General features: G+C 70.7%; 21 protein-coding genes and 1 tRNA gene. 5 read left to right on the top strand and 17 right to left on the bottom strand.

The window, feature by feature from the left end; translation table 11 throughout:
- Positions 1–143: 143 nt before the first annotated feature.
- From AB0M43_RS28015 to AB0M43_RS28005, 3 genes are all read right to left on the bottom strand, one after another.
- A complete protein-coding gene (locus AB0M43_RS28015; RefSeq protein WP_363728764.1) occupies positions 144–770 on the bottom strand; it encodes a hypothetical protein in 627 nt (208 codons plus the stop codon).
- On the bottom strand, positions 767–1,351 hold the full coding sequence (locus tag AB0M43_RS28010; protein ID WP_363728763.1) for a MarR family transcriptional regulator: 585 nt from the start codon (positions 1,349–1,351) through the stop codon (positions 767–769). Before AB0M43_RS28010 ends, AB0M43_RS28015 begins: the two co-directional genes overlap by 4 nt.
- A gap of 169 nt (positions 1,352–1,520) precedes the next feature.
- A complete protein-coding gene (locus AB0M43_RS28005; RefSeq protein WP_363728762.1) occupies positions 1,521–2,135 on the bottom strand; it encodes a carbonic anhydrase in 615 nt (204 codons plus the stop codon).
- 118 nt (positions 2,136–2,253) lie between these two features.
- On the opposite strand from AB0M43_RS28005, the gene AB0M43_RS28000 reads away from it, so the two are divergent.
- A tRNA-Ile gene (locus AB0M43_RS28000) sits at positions 2,254–2,327 on the top strand.
- Between the two features lie 234 nt (positions 2,328–2,561).
- On the opposite strand, the gene AB0M43_RS27995 is transcribed toward AB0M43_RS28000, so the two are convergent.
- Together AB0M43_RS27995 and AB0M43_RS27990 are read right to left on the bottom strand one after the other, a co-directional pair.
- Complete coding sequence (locus AB0M43_RS27995) at positions 2,562–3,818, bottom strand: ATP-binding protein (protein WP_363728761.1); 1,257 nt, start codon at positions 3,816–3,818, stop codon at positions 2,562–2,564.
- Between the two features lie 147 nt (positions 3,819–3,965).
- Complete coding sequence (locus tag AB0M43_RS27990; RefSeq protein WP_363728760.1) at positions 3,966–5,015, bottom strand: sigma-70 family RNA polymerase sigma factor; 1,050 nt, start codon at positions 5,013–5,015, stop codon at positions 3,966–3,968.
- A 773-nt stretch (positions 5,016–5,788) separates the two neighbouring features.
- Between AB0M43_RS27990 and AB0M43_RS27985 the strand changes: the two genes are divergently transcribed.
- On the top strand, positions 5,789–6,364 hold the full coding sequence (locus AB0M43_RS27985) for a hypothetical protein (protein WP_363728759.1): 576 nt from the start codon (positions 5,789–5,791) through the stop codon (positions 6,362–6,364).
- On the opposite strand, the gene AB0M43_RS27980 is transcribed toward AB0M43_RS27985, so the two are convergent.
- The 5 genes from AB0M43_RS27980 to AB0M43_RS27960 all read right to left on the bottom strand — a co-directional run bounded on the left by AB0M43_RS27980 (position 6,365) and on the right by AB0M43_RS27960 (position 13,209).
- Entirely contained in the window at positions 6,365–6,871 is a 507-nt protein-coding gene (locus tag AB0M43_RS27980) for a hypothetical protein (RefSeq protein ID WP_363728758.1), read from the bottom strand. It abuts the gene before it with no gap.
- A gap of 67 nt (positions 6,872–6,938) precedes the next feature.
- Complete coding sequence (locus AB0M43_RS27975) at positions 6,939–8,087, bottom strand: NucA/NucB deoxyribonuclease domain-containing protein (RefSeq protein WP_363728757.1); 1,149 nt, start codon at positions 8,085–8,087, stop codon at positions 6,939–6,941.
- Between the two features lie 75 nt (positions 8,088–8,162).
- Complete coding sequence (locus tag AB0M43_RS27970) at positions 8,163–9,983, bottom strand: RICIN domain-containing protein (protein WP_363728756.1); 1,821 nt, start codon at positions 9,981–9,983, stop codon at positions 8,163–8,165.
- Positions 9,984–10,247: 264 nt separating this feature from the next.
- Positions 10,248–12,095 (bottom strand): alpha/beta fold hydrolase, encoded by a 1,848-nt coding sequence (locus AB0M43_RS27965; RefSeq protein WP_363728755.1) that lies wholly within the window; start codon positions 12,093–12,095, stop codon positions 10,248–10,250.
- 451 nt (positions 12,096–12,546) lie between these two features.
- Positions 12,547–13,209 (bottom strand): DUF4097 family beta strand repeat-containing protein, encoded by a 663-nt coding sequence (locus tag AB0M43_RS27960; protein WP_363728754.1) that lies wholly within the window; start codon positions 13,207–13,209, stop codon positions 12,547–12,549.
- Positions 13,210–13,826: 617 nt separating this feature from the next.
- Here AB0M43_RS27960 and AB0M43_RS27955 point away from each other — a divergent pair.
- Positions 13,827–14,132 carry a hypothetical protein gene (locus tag AB0M43_RS27955; RefSeq protein ID WP_363728753.1) on the top strand — a complete coding sequence of 102 codons (306 nt, stop codon included), beginning with the start codon at positions 13,827–13,829 and terminating at the stop codon, positions 14,130–14,132.
- 214 nt (positions 14,133–14,346) lie between these two features.
- Here AB0M43_RS27955 and AB0M43_RS27950 read toward each other — a convergent pair whose 3' ends face one another.
- The 4 genes from AB0M43_RS27950 to AB0M43_RS27935 form a co-directional block, all read right to left on the bottom strand.
- Positions 14,347–16,911: an FtsX-like permease family protein gene (locus AB0M43_RS27950; protein WP_363728752.1), complete on the bottom strand. Its 2,565-nt coding sequence runs from the start codon at positions 16,909–16,911 to the stop codon at positions 14,347–14,349.
- Positions 16,912–16,916: 5 nt separating this feature from the next.
- Entirely contained in the window at positions 16,917–17,600 is a 684-nt protein-coding gene (locus tag AB0M43_RS27945; protein WP_363728751.1) for an ABC transporter ATP-binding protein, read from the bottom strand.
- A 112-nt stretch (positions 17,601–17,712) separates the two neighbouring features.
- A complete protein-coding gene (locus tag AB0M43_RS27940; protein ID WP_363728750.1) occupies positions 17,713–18,042 on the bottom strand; it encodes a hypothetical protein in 330 nt (109 codons plus the stop codon).
- Between the two features lies 1 nt (position 18,043).
- A complete protein-coding gene (locus AB0M43_RS27935; protein WP_363728749.1) occupies positions 18,044–18,409 on the bottom strand; it encodes a helix-turn-helix transcriptional regulator in 366 nt (121 codons plus the stop codon).
- Positions 18,410–18,828: 419 nt separating this feature from the next.
- Between AB0M43_RS27935 and AB0M43_RS27930 the strand changes: the two genes are divergently transcribed.
- Positions 18,829–19,701 carry a septum formation family protein gene (locus tag AB0M43_RS27930; protein WP_363728748.1) on the top strand — a complete coding sequence of 291 codons (873 nt, stop codon included), beginning with the start codon at positions 18,829–18,831 and terminating at the stop codon, positions 19,699–19,701.
- 97 nt (positions 19,702–19,798) lie between these two features.
- On the opposite strand, the gene AB0M43_RS27925 is transcribed toward AB0M43_RS27930, so the two are convergent.
- The 3 genes from AB0M43_RS27925 to AB0M43_RS27915 all read right to left on the bottom strand — a co-directional run bounded on the left by AB0M43_RS27925 (position 19,799) and on the right by AB0M43_RS27915 (position 22,149).
- Entirely contained in the window at positions 19,799–20,788 is a 990-nt protein-coding gene (locus tag AB0M43_RS27925) for a hypothetical protein (protein ID WP_363728747.1), read from the bottom strand.
- A gap of 52 nt (positions 20,789–20,840) precedes the next feature.
- Entirely contained in the window at positions 20,841–21,560 is a 720-nt protein-coding gene (locus AB0M43_RS27920; protein ID WP_363728746.1) for a hypothetical protein, read from the bottom strand.
- A gap of 247 nt (positions 21,561–21,807) precedes the next feature.
- Positions 21,808–22,149, bottom strand: coding sequence for a hypothetical protein (locus AB0M43_RS27915; protein ID WP_363728745.1), 342 nt, complete (start codon positions 22,147–22,149; stop codon positions 21,808–21,810).
- 274 nt (positions 22,150–22,423) lie between these two features.
- On the opposite strand from AB0M43_RS27915, the gene AB0M43_RS27910 reads away from it, so the two are divergent.
- Positions 22,424–22,915 (top strand): DUF3145 domain-containing protein, encoded by a 492-nt coding sequence (locus AB0M43_RS27910; RefSeq protein ID WP_197005214.1) that lies wholly within the window; start codon positions 22,424–22,426, stop codon positions 22,913–22,915.
- Positions 22,916–22,918 lie beyond the last annotated feature (3 nt).

Genomic DNA, 22,918 nt, shown 5'->3' with positions numbered 1-22,918 from the left:
GCGTCCGGTTCCGCCCGGCTCTGACACTCGTCCGGTTCTGGTGTTGCCCGGCCTCGGGCCGGCCCCGGCGCTGCCCGATCCCGGCACGTCCGGGCCCTGGCTCCGCGCGAGAGCGTCGGGTCAAGGCCGGAACCGGGCCGGCGCTAGGCCAGGTGCTCCCGCGCGGCGGCCACGAACCCCGCCGGATCGTCGGCGTACACCCGCAGCTCGGTGAGCGGCTCCGTGTCCCCGCCCGGCAGGCCGAGAACCGTCGGTGCGCGGAACACGATGTCGACACTGGTCCGGCTGGACACCGCGATGTGCAGCGCCGAGCCCTCGGTCTGCAGGGTGCGCGACCTGTCCAGGTTCCGGTTCCGGGGCCCGACCGAGGCGACGGCCGACCACGGCACGGCGACGTCGATGCTGGGCCCGTAGCGGATCCGCAGCCCCGAGGGCGCGACGACGTGCAGGTTGACCTTCATGCTGGCCAGCAGCCCGAACATCCACAGCAGCCCGTAGACGCCGAGCACCAGCGCCACCCCGCGCACCGACTCCCAGGGCAGCAGCAGGTGCACGGCCGGGATCTCGGCGGCGGACACGATGATGAACACCCAGAGCACCGGGCCGACGTGCCAGGCGTACCCGAACGTGCGGGCGCCGGGCTCCGTGGTGGCCGGGCGGCGGAGGATCCACCGGTACAGCGCGCGCCACATGCTCAGCTCGTAGGACACGGCGCGCCGGAGCAGGGCCCAGACGACGGCGGGCCTGGTCGCCTGCTCGACGCGCGTCACGACCGCACCTCCCCGGCCACCCCGGCCGGCGCAACGCCCGCTGCCGGCTCCCCGGCCGGAACTGAGGCCTGCCCCGAGGCCCGGCCCGGGACGTGCTCCGCGGATGTGGCCGCACCCGCATCCGCGGCCTCATCCGCCGCGTGCACGGTCAACCCGGCCGCCCTCAGCCGCTCCAGCAGATCGTCGAGCCCCGCGACCAGCCCCTCGAACCGCCCCTCCGGCATGTCCCCGAACAGCAGCGCCGCGAACTCGCCCTGCTCCCGCCGCATGGTCGCGAGAATGTCGGTACCCCGCGCGGTGGGCGTGACCAGCGTCGCCCGCCGGTCGCCGGGGTGCGGCTCGCGGGTGACGAAGCCGGTGCTCTCCAGGCCGTCCACCAGCCCGGTGATCGTCCGGGCGGAGACGCCCCTGGCCTCGGCGAGCACCCGCTGGGTACTCGGCCCGCGCTGGTCGAGCTCCCACAGCACCGCGGTACGCGAGGTGGTGAGGCCCTCCTTCCGCAGGTACCCGGTCATGTCGAAGTTGAGGAGGACGACGAGTTCGAGGACGCGGTCGAGGGCCGCGATATGCCGCTGAGACATCGTGAGCACCCTTCATCGTGAGTGTGCATCACTATATTGCCACGAACATCCCCACCCCGCCAACGCGGACCTGCCATGTTCGGCTGCCGCCTGCTCCCGATCCGCCCCTGGTCGCCCACTCCGCCTGGCCGAACCCCTCAGCGGAACGTGAGGCGGGCGTGCGATCCCCTCAGAGCAGCCGCTCGACCCGCCCGGATTCGACGTCGTACCGCGCCGCCACGACCTCCAGCCGCCCCGCCGCCCACGCCTCGCTGACCAGCGGAATCTCCATGACCGTCTTGACGGTCGCGAGCGTGTGCCGCCGGGCCACCTCCTCGGCGTCCCCGCTCTCGCCCACCGACGGCGCGATCCGGTCGACCAGGTACCCCAGATCGCCGCCCACCCGCTCACCGGCCCGGACGGCATTGGTCGCCGCGAGCGCCGCACCGCAGTACTGATGCCCGAGCACCACGATCAGCGGCACCCCCAGCCCGACCGTGAACTCCACCGACCCCAGCAGCGCCGAGTCGAGCACATGCCCACCTGACCGCAGCACACACACCGCCCCGAAACCCTGATCAAACACGAGTTCGGGGGGTACCCGAGAGTCAAGGCACCCGATCACCAACGCGTACGGCTCCTGGGTCCGCGCGTGCGCCCGCCCCGCCTCGACCGGCCCCGACCGCCCGGCCAGGAACCGCTCGTTCCCGGCAACCAACGCCCGCCAGGCCTCCTGGGGATTCCCCGGCCTGGCCGCGTGCACAGCCTCCGCGGAGGCAATCTCGTGTGGAGCCGCTCCGCCCATGCGCACGAAACTAGCAACGGCGGGGCAACGGTGTCTGTGGAGGAAATCACGTCCGCGGGGTGGTGGCGCGGGGCTGGGTGGGCGTGGGGGGCGATGGTTTGGGTAGTCTGTTCGGGCCGGGGCGGTAGCTCAGCCGGTTAGAGCAGGGGACTCATAATCCCTTGGTCGTGGGTTCGAGCCCCACCCGCCCCACCTTTCACCCTCTCCTCGACCTGCGGACGCGATGCGGTTCGGCCAGGTTGTGTCCGCTCTGGCCGCGCGTGGTGCTACACCGAGGTCATGGGTGTAGAGCGGCCGGAATAGAGCCTGCGGGAATCACTCACTTGGGAGAGGGCAGGACTCCGCCGGGCTCCGTGAACGCTGCGGACTTGGCGCGCTCACAGAACGTGGGCTGGCGCCGAATCCCTACCGCGATGCCTTGGCTTCCTAATAGGTAGCAGTGGGTGGGCGGAGTGGGTCGCCATAGTTCATCGCGCGCAATAGGGGACCGAGTAGGTGGTCCACGAGCGGGCTGAGTCTTCCTGACAACTCCGTTCCCGTGACCAGCGTGACTTCGCGATAGTCGTCCTCCCGGTAGGGAGGCTCGTTGAGGAAGCGGCTGGTCAACTCTGTCGAGTTACGGGGTTCGGCCACGCAGCCCTCGATGCCAGTGACCTTGATACCGAGGCCGTAGGACCCCTGGGTACCGGCGGCTTCGGCGACCCGCGCGGCGATCGCGATCGCCCGGGCCGTGACGGTAAGTGCCTCGCGCGTCAGGAACATGGCGGGACGCGCACGACCGCGTTGGTCGTTGACTGGTTCGTAGACGTCAGCTGCGGCGACGTGCACCGCACCGGCCTCCGACACTTCGATCACATATTTGAACTCCCTGGCACCGCCGGAGTGGAACCGGGCCACCCCGCGTGGCACACGCCGGGAAGAACTCCCGGAGCCGGAGTGGTAGAAAGACCAGTCCCGGTAGGTCAGCTCGGCCAGCTGAGGCTCTGCCGTCAAGGCTAGTTCCATGTCGTTGGCGGCTGCGTTGAGAAGCTCTGTGAACCGCTGCTCCCAGTTCCCGGTCAGCTGTTCGCGCAGGATCTGGGGCCGAAGGATCGGCACCGGCGTGGCGGTGACGACCAACCTTGCCGGCCCGAGGCCGTCGGTTCCCATCCTGTCGTAGAAACGGTCCAATGCCATGCCCGCGAGATCGGCGTCGGCGTCGCGCCGGGCGAGGAGGCGTGCGACTTCCTCGTGGGCGAGGTAGCGGGTGGTGCGGTTGTCCCGGCCGACGTAGCGGTGGTCCACCATGTGCGGCACGCCTGTGGCTGGCACCGTGACCACGATCAGACCGCAGGTCGGGTCCATGGGATCGCGGATGTGGTCATCGATGGTGACCGCCAAGGCGGGACTGATCCGCCCGGCGCAGATCTGTTCGATCCGCTCTACGACGCCCTCCACCGGCACGGCCGCCAGGTCGGTGGCCAGGCCCGTCAACTTGTCCTCGACGATCCCGATCACGAGCACCCCGCCATCGATGGCCAACGCGGCGATGTCTTTGGCCTGCTCTTTCCGCCCACCTTCGGTTGCCTTGTAGTCCTCGCCCTTGAACTCGACGATGTGTGTCTCGCGCAGCTCTTTGGAGTGCACGTGTGCCTCAGCGTCGTCCCAGGTGCGCCATTGCCCTGCGCGGTATGCGTTTGTCACACCTGATGCTCCCACGAGCGCACCCCGGCCACGCTCTGCCGACGGCTCGCCGTCCCGTTGCCGCCGCGCCTGTCAGCGCTGGCGCCCGTGTCGGAGTCCTGGAGACAGCTGCACAGCTTGGAACTTCCAATCCTGGCTCTGTGGCGGTCAGGTTGGAGAGTCGAGTGTGTGCATCGCCCGATGCAGGTGAACTCTGACGGTTGAGGGCGCGATTCCTAGTTGAGCGGCGACAGCCGTCGGGTTCGCCCCGTTGGCGATGAGGCGGATGATCTGGCGCTGCCGGATGGGCAGTCGCATCAAGCTCGCCAGGCTCAGGTCAACGGTGGAGAGGTCAGTTGGTTTTCGGCGTTGTTGAGACCTCCGGGGCGGGCCTGACTGCCGTGAGGGGGCGGTATTGGGGGCGGCGAGTGCCCGTTCGGCGCGCATCAGGTGCACTCGGACGGTGGAGGGCTCAATCCCAGCTCGTTCGGCATAGGCGGTGACAGTGAGTCCTTGTTCTCGGACCCAGGTGTGAATCTCTCGCTGCCGTCCTCGTAGCCGCACTGGTGGGCGCTCTGCGAGGTCGCGAAACGGGTTTCCGTGAGTAGGGTCTTCGGACAGGAGGCGGGCGAGGGATCGCTTTGCGCGGTGCAGTCGCGCCGCGACAGTCCTTTCCGGCACATTGAGGATCTGGGCCGCCTGCCTTAGGGATTGCTCCTGCAGGTAGACAACCACGACGGCTGTCTGCTCATGCACGGGAAGCTTCTGGATGGCTGCCACCATGGCCGCGTTGTCGACCTTGCCTAGGACCAACCCTTCGGGGAAGCCTTCCGGGCCACGCTCCTGTTGGTCGACGTCGAGGACATTGCCTGCTGAGATCTCACGCCTGTAGTGGTGGGACCGGAAATGGTCGGCCACCAGGTTTCGGGCGACCGTGATCAGCCAGGAGCTGAGGTCACGGCCTTGCCACGTGAAGGAGGAAATCCGAGTGAGGGCCCTGGTGAAGGTCTCTGAAGTCAGGTCCTCGGCCAGGGGCCGGCTACCGACCCGGAAGAAGACGTACCGAAAGACTGTGTCGACGTGCTGACGGTAGATGCGTCCGAAAGCCTCGCTGTCGCCCTGCTGCGCCCGTTCAACGAGTTCCCATTGTTCGTAGACGGCGTCAGTCGGATCAGGGCGAATGGAGCGAGCGTGGCTGGCGGCGACATCGCCAGCCACGCTCGTCTCTTCAGGTTCGCGAGGCTCGGGGTCACGCCTGCCCATGTGGGGGCGTGAACACGATGATCACGATGATGACCGGTACGAGCAGCAGGATCTGCTGCGGAGTCCACCCGAGCGTCATGGGCACAATGATGCATGCGCCGTACCAGGGCAGCCGATGGGGAACTGGGAAACTGCGGGCCATGATCTCTCCTCGACACGTGTACTTGCTGGGGCCAATGCCCTGCACTCCGCCAAGAACACCGAGCACGGCCGTTGTGCGCACTGTAGAGAGAAACCATCCGCTCCTGAAAGGTGAAAGACGAAGGCCGACATCGATGTGTAAACAATGCCGATCTTTGTAAGCGCACATCGGGGGCGAGCGTTTACTGAGGTAGCGACGAAGTTGTCGCGGACGTGGTCGGCCGGGCTGCCTGGTCTTCCGTGTCTTGCTGGAGCCCGCCGCCCTGCACTCCGCCAAGAGAACCCGGGCGGCGGGCACCCCTCACCTTCCCCGGGCACGTCCGGAGCCGGTGTACGCCCGATCGTTGCGGTGGATTGCGTCACGGACCCTGGTTCGTCGCGTGATCGGAGCCGAGCATCAGCGGTATCGCCTCGCCCAGAGGCCACGAACGCCCCGGAGGCCACTGCCTAGGTTTGCCTACGGCGGGCGCGGCCTGCGGCCCTTGCTGCCGTACTGCGCTCCGTTGGTGCCCGAAAGTTTCAGCACGGATCGGATCGGACGCGCCGGCCCCGTGAGTGGTCGCCCAATATGGCATATGGTCGATGATGTGGCGAAGTGGGAGCGGTGGGCTACCTGCCTGTCGGGGCTATGTGCCCTGGCGGGTGCCGGGTTGGCTGTGCGGGTGTGGTGGCTGGCGAGGGACGCGGTCGGTGACATCGCGGCTGGCGCCGGGTACGGCGCCGTGGTGCTCAGACCGTCCCTGTTGCGAACCGATGTGGGCGGCGCTCGATGGTGGGCGGGTGTGCTCCTGGTCGCGGGGATCGCGGGTTCGGGTTGGCTGGCCTGGCGTTCGCTGGACCGTGCGGGGTGGTCGCGTCCCTGGTGGGTGGGGTGGCGGTTGGCCGCTGTGACGGTGCTGGTGCCGGCGGTGGCCTCGGTGTGGTTGTCGCTCGCGGATGCTGCGGGCCGGGTCGGAGTGCGCCAGGAGCTGACCGGGTTCTATGACCCCGGGGCTGTGGTGGGGAACGCCGACCGGTCGGAGGCGGTGAACCAGGTGGTCGGGTTCGCGGCGCCGTGGGACAGCGATCTCGTCGCGGTGGTGGTGCTCGCCTTCGCCGTGTCTGCGGGGTGGTTGACGGTCCGGCTGCTGCGCCCGGCCAGCCCCCGGTCCGGGGCCAGCTGATCAGCCGGTGGGCCAGATCTGGATCAGGTACTGCTCGATGCCGGCGAGCGTGGCGATGTCGGTGACCTGCCGGTCGGGATCGTGGTCCAGGAACTGGCGGAAGTATTCCGCGACCGCCTCGACCGCTTCGGGCCGGCCGCGGTGGTGCGCGGCGAGGGTGTAGTGGCCGGGGCCCGCGGGGAGTTCGAGTTCGAGGTAGGCCGGGCCGGTGGTTTCCACGGCGACGAGCAGGCCGCTGGCGAAGCGCAGTTCCTGGTGGGGCAGCCCTGTCCACGGCCCGGTCGGCGCGGCCGGTTGCGTGGTGTGGACTTCGGCGGTGACGCGGATGCGGGCGGTGTCCTGGGCGCAGCGGATGATGACCTCCTCGCCGGAGCTGCCGATCATGGTGGTGAGTGCGGCGGTGGAGGCGGCGGCGGGGTCGGTGTCGTCGTCGTATTCGGGGTCGCGGATCGTGAACACCTGGTAGGTGGGGGCGAGCAGGGCACTGCCGCTGACCTGCGCTGTCATGTTCGCCTCCTGCTGGACGGGCTGGTGCCCGGACCACCCGGCCCGGGCACCAGTCTAGGAGCTCCGGTCAGGGGGTGATGACGACGTGGAAGGTGTCGCCGTCGAGCATGCGTTGGCCGGCGTAGAACGTGTTCTGTAGGAGGTCACGTCCGACGTGCTGGTTGTCGCCGGCGTCGATGATCCGGGCGGAGCCGTTCCACGGATTGCCCGGGTGGAGGATCACGTCGGTGTACGCGCCCTCGTACGTGGTCGCGAACGGGTACTCGTCGCAGTTCTGAATGTTCCCGTCGTAGGTGCCCCACACGTCCAGGCACACCTTCTTGGACTCCGTCCCGTTCTTGTCCTTCAGTGTGGGGCTCATCATCCGGGTGAGCGTGGACGGCGGGTGCTTGCCGAGCCAGGACGGGAAGGTCCGTTCCGGGTACTGGATGGCGTCGCGGATGTGGGTGGCGGACTCGTTGACCGACGGGTCGGACAAGCTCAGCGTGAAGGTGGGAATCGGGTCGGAGAACACCGCCCCGTGGTTCTTGGCGCCGAGTGCGGCGGCGGCGGAGTCGTAGCGGACGTTGGAGTACAGGATCATCGGACTCTGGGCGGGGACGGTCTGCCCGTCGAGGTACTCCTGGAGCACGTCGACGGACATCTGCGCGTTGACGGTCTTGTAGTCTCCGCCCCCGGTGTTGTTCGGGCTGGTGAAGGCGAACCGGCTCATCTTCGGGTTGGTCCGCCAGCCGGTGACCAGGTCGGCCCGCTGCAACAGGTTCGCGGCGGGGCAGACCATGTTGGTGACGTTCTGGCAGCCCTTGACGTTCACCGTCAGCCGCAGCTTGCCCGCGTCGAGCGAGCCCTGGACGAAGGTGATGTTCTCCAGACTGACCACCCAGTCCACGCCCCGGCTCCCGTTGCCGGCGGCGAACCCCAGCAGCGTGAACGTCACCTGGTAGCGGCCGAGCACGACGCCGTCGCTACGGACGACCGCCGCTTCCTTCAGGAGCCGCACGCAGTGCCGGGTGCGCTGGTCGAACCAGCCCGGCAGGGTGGTGGCGGCCTGCTTGTTGGCGCACGCCGCGCGCAGGTCGCTCTCATCGGTCAGAATCGTCGCCGAGCTGGTGGTGGCGGCGGCGGGTTGTGCCGCGACCGGTGCGGTGAGGGCGGTGACGGCCAGGGCCGCCAGGAGCAGGCGGCGGAGTCGGCCGCCCGCGAAGGATCTGTTCATGCTGGTCTCCCACTTCCTGATCAGAGGGCGCCGGGCCGACCGGGGGCCGACCCGGCGGGAGGTGGCTCGCGGTGGTCAGGCGCCGAGGCGGGCGTAGAGCACGTCGCCGCTGGACGCGTCGACCACGACCAGGTAGCCGTCGTAGCGGTCCTGGCCGGTGGGACCCGCCGCGATGGAGCGGACCTGGCCGGTGCCGGTGATCACGTGCACCGGCGCGTCCTGGCCGGCGGCGGCCTGGAGGTGCAGGCCGAGTTCGGCGTTCAACGCGCTCACGGAGGTTGTCCGTGCGGAACCGGCGGCCAGGCTGGCTCCGGACTCCGGGCGCAGGAACCGGTCGGCCGTCTGCCGGGCCTGCGCGAGGGTCACCGCCGGGTGGGTCACCGCAGCCCGCGCCGCCGGGAGGGTGGTGGTGTTGCAGATCTGCTGCCTGGCCACGCACTGGGCAAGGCCGGGCACCTCGGTCAGGCAGGCCGCGCCGGTGCCCTTCTCCAGGCATGCTGCCAGGCGGGCCTGGTCGACGCCGTTCGTCGTGCCGGTTCCGGTCCGGTTGGCCTGGGTGGCCGGGGCGGCCAGGGTCGGGGTGGTCGACGGCTTGCCGAGAGTGATCGAGTCGACCTCGTACGGGTCGGTCACCGGGTTGGCCGTCCGGCCGGTGACAGCGGCGGTGAAGCACCATGGCGCATCGTTCGGGACATCCCAGATCGGATCGAAGTCGGTGGGCGGGGCGTTGCAGGTCTTCGGCTCCCCGGTGACCGTGTTGCCCATCCGGGCCCGCCGCCAGGTGTTGTTGCCGTCGGTGATCTGGATCCGGTTGGTGTAGGCGGTCGGGAGGAACACGCCCTGCTGGTAGCGGGCCGCCAGTGACGACTCGATCGCCCGGGTCACCCCGGATTCCTGCAGGTGGGTGGTTCCGGCGGGGTTGAAGTCCAGCAGCAGGTTCCACTGTTTGCGATCGGCGGTGGAGGTGGCCATGTAGGAGTGCACATTGCTGTTGGTCTCGGCGGCCCCGGGCAGGTTGTTCAGGCTGTGGTACTCGCTGGTGCCGGGCTTGAACTCCAGCCAGTACGTGTTGAAGAACTGTTCGCCGGTGACGTTGGAGTAGTCCGCGCGGGTGCCGAACTCGACCCCGTCGTACGCCCCGTCGCCGAGCGTGCCGTCCAGCGACGTCCAGCCCAGGTAGTTCGTCAGCGTGGTCGTGTCGTAGATGCCCGGGTCCAGCGGCGTGAAGGACACCGGGAACGAGCGCCAGGTACCGAACACCCCGAACATGGTCTGTGTGCCGGAGTTCACGCACAGCGAGGTGGTGGTCTGCTGGCTCGACCGGCGCGCGCACGGTGCCGAGCCGGTCCGCAACGCCCACCGCAGTTTCGTGCCGACCTGGCAGCTGCGCACCTCGACCCCGGCGCCGTCGCTGGTGCTGTCACCGGTCACGGCCAGGCACAGGTTCGTCGCCTGGTTGATCAGCTTCACCCCGTTGTTGGGCGCTGAGACCGGCGCGTACCAGCGCTGCGCCGTGGCCGTCGTGCACGCCTTGATCACGACCGCCGAACCGTTGGTATCCAGGCACTTTCCGGACTTCACGTGCTTGAGCTGGTACGAGTACGTCGGGGTGCCCTCGGCGTAGGGGGCCCGGTCCAGCACCCACCGCTGCCGGGCGACACCCAGCTCGGACGGCGCTCCGACCGTCAGCGTCGACGCCCGCACCGGTGAGCCTTCACTGGTCGCGTCGCCGCCGACATCCAGGACCCGCAGGTCACCGGTCCCGCCGAGCCCGACCGCTGTCGCCGGCAACACCGCAGCCTCCGCTGCCTGCGGTGTTGCCAGCATGCCCGCGACCGCGCCGACCAGCGCGAGGAGTGCCACCCTTCGCCGGGTGCGTGGCTGGTTCTGCTTCAAGTCGTCCTCCACATCTGTGTGACAACAGGGCAGGAGAACCCAGGAGCATGCAAAACATTCCCTAGCCATAAAGACCAGCATGGTGCCCCCGAATTCACCAGCAGTCAGCCTATCGACAGGTCTAAGTGGACGTGTGTCCCGAAAATCGTGCCAAACATCACAAGTGTCGATGGTTCAAGGGGGCGCTTCCGTGGGAGCCGCGTGCGGGCACCCAAGCCCCGGCAGCACTCCCACGGCGCGCCCGCCCCGTACCCGTCGAGGTCTTCAGCAGTTCTTGTCCGTGGCCGGCAGGACGCCGGTGGTCAGGTAGGTGCTGACGGACGCGTCGACGCAGGCGTTCCCCGCGACGAGGTAGACGCCGTGCCGGAACGCGCCCCGCACCGTCACCATCCGCGACCCCGACAGCGCCCGGTGCATCGCCTGCTGCCCCGGATAGGGCGTCCACGGATCCCCGGCCGCGCCCACGATCAGCGCCGGTACACCATTGTGGACGACCGTCGGCCGCTCGGCCTGCCGCACCGGCCAGAACGTGCACGGAGTGACGTTGCGGGTCAGCGCCCCGAACAGCGGCTCGTCGGCCCGGTGCGCCTCGATGTCGCGGAAGTAGGTCTCCGGATACCGGGAGGGGGCGCGGTCGGCGCACAGGATCGGCGTCCCGGCCCGGTCCGTGGCCGGCCCCGCGCCGGTGGTCACGCCCGCCAGCAGCTGGTCCAGGCCCGCGCCGGGTACCACGGTGTCGCCCCGGGCGGCGTCGGCCAGCACCCGGACGTCGGCCGCCAGACCGGCCCGGGCCTCGTCGCCGTCATCGGCGAGCTGGGCGTAGAGCACGAGCGGCAGAACATGGACATCTATCTGGTACCGGCCCACCCGCAGTGCCCGCCGGGCCGACTCCCGATGGACGCCGTCCACGGTGGCCAGCACACTCTCGGCGCTCGCCCCCAGGTGGTAGGTGCTGTCGCGCCGGGCCGTCCAGGCCGCCCACTCGCGGAGGGCCGCCGTCAGCGCCGGGCCCTGGCGCGGGAACGTGCCCAGGCCGGTCGCCGACGGGTCCACCGCGCTGTCCAGGACGAAGCGGTCGGCGCGGCCGGGGAACATCTGCAGGTAGACGGCGCCCAGGTACGTGCCGTAGGAGACGCCGAAGTAGGAGATGTGGTCCTCGCCGAGGGCGGTGCGGACCGCGTCCATGTCGCGGGCGGTCTCGCGGGTGGAGGCGTGCGCGAGGCGGTTGTTGCGGTCTCGGTCCTGGGCGGTTTCGGCCCCGGGGGAGGGCTGGGCGCTGCCTGGCCGGGAGCCCTCGGGTTGGGCGCTGCCTGGCCGGGAGCCCTCGGGCTGGGCGCTGCCGGGCCGGGAGCCTTCAGGTTGGGCGTTGCCTGACCGGTTGCCTTCGGGCTGGGAGCTCTCGGCCTGGGTGCTTCCGGTCTCCCGGGCCGCTCGCGCGCAGCCGGCCGCGAGGCTCCGGGCGAAGGCCACGCTCTCCTCGAAGCTCCGCCGGTCGGGGCCCGCCGAACGCAACGGGGTGTCGGTGTCCCACCGGCAGTCGAGCGGCGTGCTGCGACCCACGAACCGGGGATCCATCCCCACCAGGTCGTACCGCGCCGCGACCTCCGGCATGTACGCGCCGAGCAGCACCTGTTCCATCCCGGGTACCCCCGGGCCGCCCGGGTTGATGAACAGCACTCCCCGGCGGCGCGCGGGGTCGGTGGCCGGGGTCCGGGCGAGCGCGACCGTGATCTTCGGGCCGGTGGGGCGGGTGTGGTCCAGTGGGACGGTGAGTTCGCCGCACCGGGCGCCGGCCGAGTCGAGGGACCTGCCCAGGGTGTCGTCGGGGGCGGTCTGGCAGCCGTGCCAACCGATCCGGCCCCCGGGCCGGGCGGCCGCGTCCCCGATCCGCCCTCCGGGCCGGGCGGTCGCGTCTCCGATCGGGCTTCCCTGGCCGGTGACCGGAGCCGTGTCTCCGATCGGGCGTCCCGGGTCTGCGACCGAAGTCCCGTCTCCTGCTCCGCCCCAGGAGGGCGAGAGCCCGTCACCGGCGGCGGTCGCGGGGCTCGCGGTCACCACCCCGGCGATCGTCAGCGCCGCCACCAGCGCGAGGGTCGTTCGTCGGGTCCGCATCGCGGTCCTCCCAGGATCGTCGACCGTCGGGCGAGTCCCCGACGGATGACCACGACGCTATGAGCCGGGCCCCTGCGTGGACGAGCACGCCAGCCATCGAATCCGGGTATGGCCAGCCATCATCGGAGGGTGCCGCCGGGCACCGTGCCTCCACGCCTCGAGCGAGCGGCCGGGCCCCGTGCCTCTACGCCTCGAGCGAGCGGCCGGGCCCCGTGCCGCCGGGCTTCGGGCGGCCGGGAGGCTGCGGGGCGCGCCCCGGTTGGGCGGGGCGGCCGGCCCCCGTGCGGCTGCGGCACCGGGCACTGGGCGGCCGAGCCTCCGGTCCTGTGCGGCCGAGCTGCCGGTCCTGTGGCGGCCGAGCCACCGCACGGAGACGACCCCAACCGGAAACGCCGAGCCCACCGAACTCGGCGCTTCCGTTCCGCCACTCGACCGAGGAAGTCCACCGTTCTCAGAGGCTGCGAGCCGTGATGTCCCCGTACCCGGTGGTCGCGTGGATCTCCAGCTGCGCGGAGCCGCCCTCGCTGTTGTACAGCGCGTTGTGGATCCGCCCGTAGGACGTGCCCGCGTTCATCGTGGCGGACACCCCGGCGGCGGCACCGACCGAGATCGCGCCCGCGTCGGTGCGCAGGACGACGGCGCCGCGCACGGCCTCGGCGACGTGGATGTCACCCTTGCGGGTCGTGACCTCCGAGGCGCCACCCAGGCGGCCGACCGCGACGTCCCCGGCGGCGGTCGTGATCCGCACACTCGCGGCCTCGTCGACCTTGACCGGGCCGTGCGCCCCGTCGAACGTGACCTCGCCGAGCCGCCCGACGGCCCGGAACTCGCCGCTGGCGAGCTTCGCCCCGACCCGCGAGCCGGCGGGCAGCTGCACGGTCACCTCGACGGATCCGGTGGGGCCGAGGTTGTTCCCCGGTGCGTCGATCCGCAGTTCCCCGTCGACGAACGCGACCGTGGTCCGCTCCGCGAGCTTCACGTCGCGGCCCTTCGACGCGTCGGCGGGCAGCACCTCCACTGTGGCGTCGGCCCGGTCGGCGGCGATGAACAGCACCCGTCCGGCGGGAACGTCGAGGACGGCGGTGATCGGGGCGGTGGTGTCGAACTTCAGCATCTCGTACTCCCATGACTTGTTGTTTCGAACAAGGGAAACGCTACGTTTCCTTCGCCATTCCTTCAAGTCACTCATTGCATAGCTCCAACGTTTTAGCAGCTCACAGAGCTGAAATTGTTGCAATGATCCTCAAGGTCAACGCAACGACAGCCTCCAAATCATTGCAATGAACTGAACGTGAACGCTTCACGCGCCCTCGGGTGACGCCCCACGGTCCCGCCGCGACCCAGGCCCCAGCGCCGGGCACCCCGCGAGAGCTGAAAGAGCGACAATCCACACTGAGGGGTACGCGCCCGAGCGCGCCCCGCGATCAGCCGCAGCGACAGGTTCCCGAGCGCGCCGACGCGGATCGGGGTCCGCCCGCTCGGCGGTTTCGGGCCGTCGCTGCCCCCCTGAACTGCGGCGACCCGGGCCCGGGCAGCACAGAGGACGGTGCCCGCGCACCAAGATCAAATATCCGTTACTCTGCGGTAGAGTTTCCGCTGGCCACGCCCGGCACAGCCATCGAACACCTGAATTATCGTGATTTACATCCCGTTTACATGATCCACTCGCGCACCTAGGCTCCCCGAAGTCATCAGCCAGCAGGCGGTGACCGGTTCTCTGGGGGAGAAATCATGCTGAAGAAGCTCGCCGTCGTCGCGGCACTCGGACTGGGTGGCGTCCTGTTCACGGCCGCGCCGGCCCAGGCGTCCTACCACTCGGGTACGGCCGGGTGCTTCAACTGGTCGTGGTCCGACGGCATCGCCACCACCACTGTGTACTACCACAACACCTGTAGCACCGAGAAGAACCTGCGCATCCACTGGAAGAACGGCAGCCTGGACTCCTACAGCTGCATCGCGGTCTCCGGCGAGTCGGGCAAGGACCGGGGCAGCCGCAAGCACCGGGCCGTACCGGTGTCGTTCAGCGAGGGCTGCTGACCCACGAACCGTCGGGCCCGCCACGAAGCGGGCCCGACGGCATCGAGCGGCTCGGCACGTCCACGGCGACGACGCCCGACGGCATAGGGGGCTGCGCCCGACGGCATCGGGGGCTCCGCCCACCGGCCCCGACAGGCGGAGACTCCGCCCGCCCGCCGCGAAACGGCCCCGACGACATCGGAGCGCCCCGACGACATCAGGGCGCCCCGGCGGCTCAGTCCACCCGCCGGACCAGACTCACCGGCCGGGGACTCGTCAGCCAGCCACCCCCGGCCGACACCACGACTGCGGCGACCGCAGTCCCGAGCAACATCAACCAGGCCAGGCCGCTCCCCGGTACGTCCATCGCGCGCGACTGCGCGGGGCTGACCGCAGCGAGCACGGCCAGCCCGAGCAGCACCCCGAGCGTGGCGGTGACGGTCGAGTACGCCGCGCTGAGCCCCCGCCGGAACCGCGAGGTGGCGCCCACCGCGGCGAGCGTGGCGAACTCCGGGGCCAGTTCCCCGGCGGCCAGCGCGACGGCCAGGACGGAGACCACGGTGGCGAGGGCCAGGAGCGCGACGGCGCAGATCATCAGCACGGTGCCGAGGTTGCGGCTCGCGGGGTCGCCCCGTTCGACGTAGAGCCGCGCGTACCCGCCCGCGTCGGCCGTGAGCATGGCCCGGGCGGCGTCCTCGGCCGACTCCGGGGGCGTGGCAGCCGACCGGATGACGTACTGCACCTGGGGATGGTTCCGGAACCCGGCCGCGGCGGCACTCTCCGGGGAGAGGTACGCGAAGGGCAGGTCGCTGTGGATCCGTGCCCCGCTGGCGACCACCGCAGGGAGGAGTTTGGGCTGCCGGTCCCGCGCGCCCCTCGGGTCGCGGTCCCAGATCCGGACCGTGCCGTCGGCGACGATCCGGTCGGAGAACGCGAGGACCCTGCCCTCCCGGTACGCGGACTCCTCAGCCCCGGTCAGGGGCCGGCCGAGGATGGTGGCCAGCTGCGCGGGCTCCACGATGCCGACGTACCAGAAGGACGTGTCGAAGCCGGCCCGCTGGGCGCACACCCGGGGATCCTCGCGCGGGGTGCGGTAGCAGACGGCCGCCGGGTTCTCGACCGTGGCCAGGTACGTGTTCTGCCCGACGGCGTCTGCGGGCATGGCGAGGTTGATCCGGGCGACGCCGGTCGCGTCGAGCCGGCGGGCCATGTCGGAGATCGTGGTGCCGGGCAGGGTGTCGTGGGTGTCGACGACCGTGGTCCCGACGGGTGAGGAGGGCCGGTAGGTGCTGGCCGCGCGTTCGGTCAGCCCGCCCACGCCGAGCATCACCAGGCCCGCGACGGTGACCACGGCGCCGATCGCCGCGATCAGCGCGGTGCCCCGGCCCGGGGCGGCGGCGTGCGACCGCAGGGCCACCCGCATCCCCGGCCGCGCCACGTCCGCCCGGCGGGCCAGCCAGGGCACCGCCATCCGGGTGATCCCGGCCGCTCCGATGACCGCGACCAGCGCGGCCAGGGCGGTCAGCGCGAGATTGCCGGCGAGGGTCGCCAGGCCCAGGACGACCACGGCCGTGACCACCGCCGCCACGCTCCAGCGCCGGGTCCGCCGGGTGGCGGCCCGACCGGTGGCGGAGGGGCGTTCGTGCAGGGCGACCCAGGGGTCCATGGTGGCGACCTGCCGGCCGGCCAGCCACGCGGCCAGCACCGGACCGCCGAGGCCGATCACCCCGAACACCACCATGAGGGGTACGTCGACCCGCAGCTCCGTCCACACCTGTTCGACGCTGGCGGCGACCCGCGGGTACGCGAGTGCGGCCAGCCCGACGCCGACGCCCAGCCCGAGCGCGGTCGCGAGCACCCCGAGTACGAGGCCGTTGCAGGTCAGCACCAGCCGGCGTTGGGCCGGGCCGGCCCCGCACACGGCGAGCAGCCCGATCTCGCGGCGGCTGGAGCTGGCGGCCACGGCGAAGCCCGCGCCCATCAGCAGGATCGCCAGCGCCAGCATCAGCGCGGTCAGCCCCAGGGTCAGCGCCGGCAGCTGCCCGATCTGGTCGGAGCCCTTGGTGGCGAAGTCGCTCCGGTCCAGCGTGCGCCAGCCGGCGTCCTGCAGTACCCGTCGGGTGGTGGTCGGGTCGACACCCGCGAGGTGCCAGGCGATCGTGACCTGCTTCGACCGGCCGGCCGCCTCGCCTCCCGTGGTCCGGGCGGCCATGGTGACCGCCGTCGGCACCGTGGCCACGGCGAACGTCCGGGTCGTGCCGGCCCGGTCGACGACGATCCCGCTCACGGTGAGCTCGGAGCCGTCCACAGTGACCTTGTCGCCGGTGCCGACGCCCAGCCGGCGCGCCACGGCGGCGGACAGCGCGGTCTCGCCGTCGGACGCGGGCAGGGTGCCCTTCTCGACGGTGAACCGTCCGGCGTGCATGGGGTTCGCGCCGTCGATGCCGAAGCTGGAGCCCGCCACCTCCCGGTCGCCCTTCACCAGCCGCGAGTCCTGGCTGATCACGGGCTGGATGTCGCGCGCCCCGGGTACGAGTTCCCTGATCTTCGCGGTGCCCTGGCCCAGCGCCTCGGCCGGGGGCCGCGCGCCGAGGGCGGGCAGTTCGGCCCGCAGGGTCGCGGCGCCGAGCCCGCGCCGGGCGAACTCCTCCGGGGTGGGCACGGCGGTGGCCGTCAGGGTGGCCACCAGGGTGGCGACCGTCAGCGGCACGGCGACGAAGGCGATGAGCAGCAGACTCCGCCGTGGGGTCCGGCGGAGGGAGCGGCTGGAGATGCGCAGGGCGAGCGCCAGCAGGCGCACCGACCTCACGGGAGCGCCAGCCCGTCGCGCATGTGGACGACGCGGTCCGCGCGGGCGGCGACGGTGGGGTCGTGGGTGACCAGGACGCAGCCGGCGCCGGCGTCGACCAGGCCGCGCAGCACGTCGAGGACGCCGGTGGCCGTCACGGAGTCCAGGGCGCCGGTGGGTTCGTCGGCGAGGATCAGCTGACGGCCGCCGGTGATGGCCCGGGCCAGCGCGACCCGTTGCTGCTGGCCGCCGGACAACTGGTCGGAGTACCGGCCGGCCTCCTTGGCCATGCCCACGGCCTGCAACGCCGCGACGGCCCGCTGTCGGGCTTCCGACCGTCGCATTCCAGACAGTTCATCGGGTAGCGCGACATTCTCGACCGCCGTGAGGGTCCGCATCAGGTTGTAGTCCTGGAAGACATAGCCGATGTACCTGCGGCGATGGCTGTGCAGCGCCCCGCCCCGCAGCCGGTTCAACGCCGCTCCGGCGACGTTCACCTCCCCGCCGCCCGGTTGCAGCAGGCCCCCCGCGATGGCGAGCAGGGTGGACTTCCCGCAGCCGCTCGGACCCATCACCGCGACCAGCTCGTGCGGCTGGACGCGCAGGGAGACACCGCCGAGAGCCTGCACCCGCAGCGAACCGGACTGGTAGGACTTCTCGATGCCGGTCATCTCCAGGATGGCCGGCTGGCTGGCTGTCATCAGGGCGAATCCTCGTCGGGTCGGAGTGTCCGGGCGGGTGGGTGGATCGGACGCGGGTTCCGGACCATGATGAACAGTCCGGAACCCGGTCATACTACGGTTTTTTCACAACTCAGGCATTCCCGATCCAGGCCGAGATGACGCCGTACCAGCAGCTGCCGTTGGTCTTGCGGTACTCCAGGTTGCTGTTGAACGTGTTGGAGTAGATGTTCCACGGCGACCAGTCACAGTCCGCCACGATCTGGGCCTGCGTGCCGACGCTCTTGCACTCCGCGTCGGCCCGCGAGTTGTTGTCGGTGGTGTTCGGCCCCCACGAGCAGTAGTAGCCGTAGAGCGAGTTGGAGTTGGTGTCGGCCTGGGCGGACGTCACGCTCCCGCCCAGCAGGCCCGCGGCTCCGACCGTGAGTACAGCCATCGTCGCGCCGATTCGCTTCAACCTCATGTCAGTCACTCCTCACTTGTCCACCGGAGTCAATCTCCCGTGGCAGCAGTCTTGACTGAGGCGGGCGGATGGCGCTATTGGCACTTACGCCATGGCCGTCCTGCCCGGTGCTCCGCAGGGCGTAGCCCACGATGCCCGCCTGTGAGCGGCTGACCAGGCCCAACTTGAGCAGAACCCGCTCGACGTGCGCCCTCGCCGTGCGCTCCGCCACCACCAGTGCCTTGGCGATCTCCCGGTTGGAGAGTCCTGATCCGAGTAGTTCGAGGACGTCGCGTTCCCGATCGGACAATGCGGGTACCCGTTCGATCGCATCGTCGACGCTGAACTCGCTGACCCCGCCTGTCGTACCTCCCTTGTTGCGCCCCACAAAGTCGTCCTTCCCCGTGACTGTGGTTCGAGTCGGAACTCCGGTCGGCCCGGCCCGCTCCGGCCCTCCACGGCGGCGCCCCAGTGACGGACGCCAATGGATCCAAGAATCCTATGTGAACGGACAGGTGTCGCGCTGCCCGTTTGGGACGGCTCCGCGTCGGGTGTGTGCCTATCGAAGGCGATGTCCGTCAGACACCACGATAATAGGAACGCGCCACCACCGCAGCCCGGGTCCCGCGCTCGCCCGGGTGCCGCCCGTGCGGCCTGGAGTTGCTGTGTCGCCGGCACTCCACGGCACACCGATCCGATGTGGACGGTCCATGGTAGCTCGGCCGGAACAGACAAACCGGGCCATGGGTGTCCGCTGTCCGGCGGCGGGGCTGCGTACCGGCCGGCGTTCGCATAGGCTCCCGCGCCGTGGAACGCAAACGGACCGTCATCTTCCTCGTCGTCGGCATTCTCGTCCTCTGTTCGGGGATGATCGGCCTGGTCGTCAAGTTCTCCGGAAACACCCGGGGCCCGGTCGGCGACGGCTCGACCCTGACCCCCCGCGTGGGTACCTGCCGGAACTCCTCGGAGCCGGGCACGGCGGCCGGCTTCCCGGAGACGTTCGGCGGCCGGTACGCCATGTGCACCGGCCCGCACGAGGTCGAGACGTACTACGTCGGCCGGGTCGACGGTTCCCTGTCGGACACCGGGGCGGACAAGGAGATCGGCGACACTTGCCGGGCCGAGGCCGACAAGTTCCTCGGCGGGCCGCTGCCGACGGGCAAGGTCGCGACCACGTCGTACCTGGAGGAGAACGCGTCGCACCTGGCGAAGCGCTGGTTCAGCTGCGACATCGCGGAGGTCGGCAGCACGGCGGCCACCACCCTCGTCAGCCGGACGGGCACCCTGCGCGGCGCGCTGGCCGGTACCGGCCCCATGCTGATCGGCTGCGCGAACGCGACCACCGACGACTTCGTCTTCCTGGCCGACTGCGCCACCCCGCACACCGCCGAGTTGGCGGGTCTCTACACCCTCCGCGAGGAGGTCGTGCCCGCCGACGGCGACGCGCGGGACCGGGCGGTCGCCCCGGGGTGTCAGAAGACGGTCACCGACTTCCTCGGCTGGGACCAGCCCACGTTCGAGGACTCCGAGCTGATCGAGGGCACCTTCTGGGGGCCGACGGCCGAGAAGGTCCGGGCGGGGGACCGGGTCTTCCAGTGTTTCGTGACCACCCTGGGCGACCGGAAGCTCGTGGGCAGCGTCAGGGCGCTGGGCCCGCGCAAGGTGCCGGTGGTGGCCTAGGGCCGACAGCGGGAAGGCGTTCGGCGCGGGGCCCTCAGGTGGTGCTCGCCGCTCCGCCCCGGCCCCCGCTTCGAGCGGGCGGCCGGGGCGGAACAGGTCAGGAGAACAGGTTCCCGAGGGTGCGGACGATGTCCACGTAGAAGTTGCCCTCGATGCCCCGGAACAGCTGGAACTTCATGTCCGGGTCGCCGAAGAAGGGCCGCAGGGTCCAGCCGAGCTGGGTACCGACGAACCCGAACAGCAGGATCCAGATGTACAGCAGGCCCATGCTCGCCGGCCGCTCGCCCGGCGGGAGTTGGGGCGGCATCGGACGCTGACCCGGGTGCATCGGCCGGCCGGGGTGCATCATCGGGTGCCCCGGCATGCCCGGGTGCACGCCGTTCGGACTGACCGGGATCGGCACCACGAGGACCTGGGGTGGCACGCCGGCCTGCGCGGCCAGGGCCTCGGTGGACCCCGCGACCGGCGCACCGGCCGGAACGGCGACCGGCTCGGCGACGACCTCGGCCGGCGTGGTGGCCGGGGCGGGGACGGTGACCGGGGCCGCGACCGGCGCCTGTACCGGGGCCATGGCCGCCAGCCGCGCCTCCGCCTCGCGGTGCCGGTTGAACGCCTGCATGCCCGAGGTGAGGAACTTCAGGCCCACGAACGCCGAGAGCATCAGGATCGCGACGTTGAGCAGTTTGAAGAAGCTGTAGTTCGGTGCGGTGATCAGGAAGAACAGGCTGATCGGGGTGAACGCGAGCGCCAGGGTCGCCATGACGGTGATCGCGGTCATCACGAGGGAGACCGCCTGGCTGATGGACAGCTTCGCGCCGAAGACGAGGTTGAACAGGTACAGCGTCGGCAGGCAGATCGCCAGGGTCACCAGGAACAGGATCGGCAGCTTGACGAGGGAGACGACCGCCTGGAGCGGGCCGTTGGAGAAGCCGAGCACCGCGCCGTACACGGCGAGGGCGATCGACGAGCTGGCCAGCATCTGGCCGGTTAGGTGGCTGAGCTTGCGCTGGTCGATGATCTGGCGCCAGATCCCCTCGCGGTCGCGCAGAATCCGTTCGATGACCAGCTGGCCGTTGGCTGCGGCCATGTGACCCTCCTGGGGGTGTGGGCGGTTCGATGAGTGGTCGAACAGTACCCGCTCACCGTCCTCGGATGAAGTCCTCCATCTCGGACACCGCGACCACGGCCTGTGACAGTTCGGTGGTGTGCACGGCTGGCGGGGCCGGCTTTCCCTGGTCACGCAGGGTCAGCTCCAGGCGTTGGGTACCGAGCGCGAGCTGCTCGATTTCCGAAACCCGCTCGCTGAGCGTGGTTGTCCGGGCGGCGCGGTCGGCGGCCTGGTCCGCGGCCAGGTCCTCCAGGCCGGGGGCGTCGGGCGGCGGCGGCAGGGCGGCGAGGGCGCGGAGCTCGGTGAGCGCCGTCCACTCCACCCGGTCGAGCTCGCCCTCGGCGAGCGGGAGCCAGCCCTCCGCGAACGGCCGGCTGGCCCGGATCCGGTCGGCGGCGGCCTGCGCGCGGGCCGCGAGGGCGCGCAGGGTCGGCGGCAGGTCGTCGAGCGCGTCGGCGGTGATCACGTCGGCCCCGAGCCGGCGCAACCGGCGGGCGTGCAGGGCGGCGCGGGCCGCGACCGTGTAACCGCCGACGGCCACGAGCAGGCCGCCGCCGCACACGATGATCCGGAACGCCGTGGGGTGCCCGACGTTGGGCAGGGCCCCGCTGAGCAGCACGCCGAGGCCGAAGCCGCCGAAGATGGTGCCGAGGGTGACGCCGAGGAGCGCGGTGAGCCCGGGGGAGGCGGTGCCGCCGCGCCGGTCCCGTGCGGGGACATGGGGGGCGTACGCGTCGTGCAGGTCCGACATCCTGTCAGCTTGCCCCATCCACCGGGCCCCCCGACAGTGCGGATCGGCACCCCCCGAACGGCACCCCGCGCCCCGATCGGCACCCCACGCCCCGACCGGCACCCCGGGCCTGCCGGTGACCGCGCCCCGGCCCCGGCCAGGAACCGCGCCCCGCCCCGTGGTCCACGCCGGCCCCGGTCACCTCACCGACCGGGAACACAGAAGTGCCCCGGCAGTAACCCTGCCGGGGCACTTTCCGAAAACTGACTTAGGCGGCAGCGGCCTCGAAGAGACCAGCCTCGGCGAGGCGGCTCTCGGTGGCCTCCCAGCCGTCGTTCGGGTAGGCGGTCGCCAGCCCGGCCAGCTCGGCGCGGATCTTCGCGCCGTGCCCGGCGGCGGCCAGCACGCGGATCTCCTCGATGAACTTCTCCGAGGTGACCGAGGCGTGCACGGTCTTGCCGTTGGTCAGGTTGCGCACGTAGACGTGCTTGCCACCGTTCAGCGGGATCAGGTACTTGAACTCGCCAAGGACGCTGAGAGCGCCGCCAGCGGCACCTGCCTGGCCGGCGCGGACTGACGCGCGCGCGGTCTTCGACGTGTTGCTAGCCACGCGGAACTCCTTGCAGACGGACGTGAGAAAAGATGAGTAGCCAGCGCGGACGCTAGCCGGAAAGAGTCTACCCGAGCCCGGTCGGCGAGTCGAACGGCCCTGCCACTAGGCCAACGCCGGACAAACCGGTACACTCCCGGTTCGGTGGAAGTTTCGCGTGAGTTTCACTGTTCACTGGCGCAACACCCGCCGCAGCCTGCATCATGGGTAACGACATTTCTGGCTGATCGAGGCCGTGGGGGAAGACGCACCTCGGTCACCCGGGAGGTCAACAGTGCCTACACGAGGCGTCGTGTATGTCCACTCGACCCCATCCGCCGTGTGTCCACACGTCGAATGGGCGATCGGGCGTGTCCTGCGCACACCCGTTCGACTCGAATGGACGGCACAACCGATGGATCCGCCTGCCCTGCGGGCGGAGTGCACCTGGTCCGGTCGCCCGGGCGCCGGTGCTGAGCTCGCCGCTGCCCTCAAGCAGTGGCCGATGACCCGTTTCGAGGTCACGGAAGAGCCCAGTCCGGGGTACGACGGCGAGCGGATCATGTTCGTGCCCAGCCGCGGGTTGTTCCGCGCCGCGATCAGCGCGAATGGTGACATCACCCTCACCGAGGACCGGCTGCGCTCCCTGATGGCCGCCGCCACCGGTACCGAGGCGCTGGCGCACGGCCTGGACAAGCTCCTGGGCACGGCCTGGGACTCCGAGCTCGAGCCGTACCGGCACGCGGGCGACGGCGCGCCGATGACGTGGTTGACGCAGGTTGGCTAACCT

It is taken from the genome of Longispora sp. NPDC051575 (assembly GCF_040681875.1).
GTDB lineage: Bacteria > Actinomycetota > Actinomycetes > Mycobacteriales > Micromonosporaceae > Longispora.
The sequence above is the reverse complement of the archived record's forward strand: the minus strand, read 5'-3'. Positions and strand labels throughout refer to the sequence as shown.